At 70.4% G+C, this 2253-nt stretch carries 2 protein-coding genes and 1 tRNA gene; all 3 read right to left on the bottom strand.

Annotated features, from left to right (window positions below; genetic code table 11):
* Window positions 1-1018: hypothetical protein (locus tag A7A76_RS05790; RefSeq protein WP_206410304.1), on the bottom strand; the 1018-nt coding region annotated here is incomplete at its 3' end.
* Window positions 1019-1030: 12 nt separating this feature from the next.
* Window positions 1031-1105 (bottom strand) — tRNA-Ile (locus A7A76_RS05785).
* Between the two features lie 318 nt (window positions 1106-1423).
* Window positions 1424-2253: 5'-nucleotidase, lipoprotein e(P4) family (locus A7A76_RS05780; RefSeq protein ID WP_206410303.1), on the bottom strand; the 830-nt coding region annotated here is incomplete at its 5' end.

Here is a 2253-nt window from a genome sequence, read left to right as displayed (position 1 = left end):
GCTCGCGCTGCGCCCGGCACGCCGGCGCCTGCGGCGCGCCGCGCTTGTCGAGGTAGCGCTGCAGCATCATGCGGATGCGGCCGACCTCGCGGCCGTCCAGCGCCGCGGGGTCGCGCGCGCAACGCGCCAGCAGGCGCCGCAGCTGGGCCGGATGGCGGCGCTCGCGGCTGCGCCCGGCGCACAGCGGATGCCGTTCGCGCAAGGATTCGTATTCGTCCGCCAGCGCCTGCGCGCGCTGCGCCCAATCGCCGGGATAACGCCGGCACGGCCAACCGTCTTCGACGGTTTCCAGGAACAAGGCCACCACCCGGTCGTGGTGCGGCAACCACACCGCCGCGGCTTCCTGCTGCGCGCGCACCCGCGGCTGCGGCCGCTTGCGCTCCAGCGCCGCGGCCACCCAGCCCGCGTCGCGCACGCTGACGCGGCCGTCGTCGGGCCCGGCCGCGTCGGCGGGTTCGGGATAGAAGCGCACGCGTTCGAAATAGGGGGCGATCGTCGCCGTCAGTTCGGTCGCCGCATCGGCGCGGCCGTGCGCGATCAAGGCCGCCACCGCGAGCAGCGCGCCCTGTTCGGGCACGTCGATGCGATAGCGGCCGTCGCGCAGTCGCTCGGTCAACGCCGCCAGGCCGGCCTCGCCGAGGTACCAGGCGTTGATGACGGCGCGCGCCTGCGCCTTGTCGGCGCGCAGTTCGCCCGCCAGCGCGAGTTCGTGCGGCGACAGCTCGCCGCCGGCCTTGAGCGCGCCGCTGGCGAAACCGCCGTGCATCACCTCGGGCGTCAGCCATGCCGGCGTCGCCGCGATCGGCGCGCGCGAACCGTGCGAAAGCCGGCCCGCGGCCATGTCCAGCAGCATCCGCCGCCAACGCTGCGCGCGCTGCTGCGCGCGCGCGCGCACCTCCGGATCGGCGTGATCGCGCGCCTGCGCCATCGCCCGCAGCAACTGCGCCGTGGCATAGCCGGCGCCGGTGCCGTGCGCGCCGGCGGATTCGTCGTCCTGTTCGTCGCGGCCGCTGCTCATGGCAAGTCCGGATGGGTCCGGGGGCTGGATTCGAACCAGCGTCCACCCGGTAATCAGCCAGGTGTTCTACCGCTGAACTACCCCGGAGCGGTGATCGAAACGATGCACATCGCGCATCTTCGCCATCCTCGCACGGAAGCGGCGCGCGTTCGCGGCCGCCGGTACGGCGACCGGCGGCGCCGACCGCGGCGCAGCGCTGCGCGCAAGCGCGCAAAAAGAAAAAGGAGGCGCGAGGCCTCCTTCAAAACCGGCTTGCGCCGGAGAGTGCGAGTTGTGGCATGGCCCCGGCCGAAGCCGGGATGCGGGCAGACTAACGCTGCGGATAAGTTAATGCAACACCTGAAATATTGCCATGTAAGCTATTGATTTAAATAATAAACACGTCGCCGAATCAGCTGAGACGCCTTACGGCGCCACATCCAGCGCGCGGCGCTTGGCCTCGCGCCGCGCCTCGCGCGACTGGCTGTAGTCGTTGTTGAAGGTCATCGCTTCCCACGAGCCGTAGCTCGGGTTCGGCAGCATCCACCAACGCTCGCCGAACCAATCGTGGTACTGCTGCAGCAGCGCGTCGCGGCCTTCGGGCGTGTTCGCCACCACCTGCACGAAGTCGCCGAGCTGATCGCCGAACTGCATCAGCACGCGGTACTTCTTGCCGGCCAGCAGGCGGCGGCAATTTTTCTCGCTGCCGTTCTGCTCGCAACCTTCGACCACGGTGCCCAGGCCGAGGAACACCTCGTCGTCGGCGACCGGCAAACCGGCGCTGCGCAGGTTGGCCAGCGTCGCGTCCTTCAGATGCACTGCGCGGTTGGACAGATAAATGATCGTCACGCCCTTGGCCTGCGCGGCCTTGGCGAACTCGACCACGCCGGGGACCGGCTTGGCCTTCTTCTCCGCCACCCACGCGTCCCAGGTGACCTCGTCGTATTCCTTGCCGTCGCGCACCAGCCGCGCCTGATAGGGCGAGTTGTCGAGCACGGTCTCATCGACGTCCATCACCACCGCAGGCTTGAGGCCCTTGGCGGCGTTGCCGCGCTCCTCCGGCACCAGCGCGTCCCAGTTGGGCTGCTTGAGCGCGGCGTCGAGCTTGTCGGCGGCGGCGCGATAAATCGTCTCGGCGCTGGCGCGGTATTCGACCGAACGCTGCATCCACAGCACCGCGTTGAGGTTGTCGTCGGCGCCGCTCGGCTTCGCTGCGGCGGCGGGCGCCGGCGCTGCCGGCTGGGCGGCGGCATCGG

Origin of the sequence: Lysobacter enzymogenes (assembly GCF_017168095.1) — a bacterium.
In the GTDB taxonomy this organism is placed as follows: domain Bacteria; phylum Pseudomonadota; class Gammaproteobacteria; order Xanthomonadales; family Xanthomonadaceae; genus Lysobacter; species Lysobacter enzymogenes_D.
Note: the sequence above shows the minus strand (reverse complement) of the source record. Positions and strands in the feature narration are given on the sequence as shown.